The organism is Pseudoalteromonas sp. SG41-2 (genome assembly GCF_014164535.1).
Classification (GTDB): domain Bacteria; phylum Pseudomonadota; class Gammaproteobacteria; order Enterobacterales; family Alteromonadaceae; genus Pseudoalteromonas; species Pseudoalteromonas rhizosphaerae.
On record NZ_JACJFK010000127.1, the window covers coordinates 1 to 420 of the forward strand.

General features: G+C 38.6%; 1 protein-coding gene. It reads left to right on the plus strand.

Annotation, left to right across the window (positions count from 1 at the left end):
* On the plus strand, nt 1-420 hold a 420-nt coding region (locus H5186_RS22760; RefSeq protein WP_182795067.1), incomplete at both ends, for a T6SS immunity protein Tdi1 domain-containing protein.

Consider the following 420-nt stretch of genomic DNA (forward strand, 5'->3'; position numbering starts at 1 on the left):
ACCCCGTTTGAGCAAGATGATATTTATTATGTTATAGCGCGTAATGCCTGGGGCAATTTAAAACTCTACGGTGAGAAAACCGGACATTCTGTGGAAATCAGCCCTTACCTTAATTGGATGCGAACGAAAAAAGGAAATCAGCAAGATATTGAAGCTGGCAAGGCTAACCAAACTGCAAAAGATTTTATAGCACTGCAAGACCCTGAGCGACTTGATATAAAAAATAACCAAAAGAAACCACTTTTTCCTGCGGCATTAAAAAAACATGGCCCACTCAATGCTGATGAAGTGTACGGCTTTGCGCCATTTTTATTTATGGGTGGCGAGAAAAAAATCAAGAATATTGAAAAGTGCGATATTTTTGCCCATTTGAATTTAATTGCCGACATGGGTGATATGGAAATTATTGATATGGCTTCT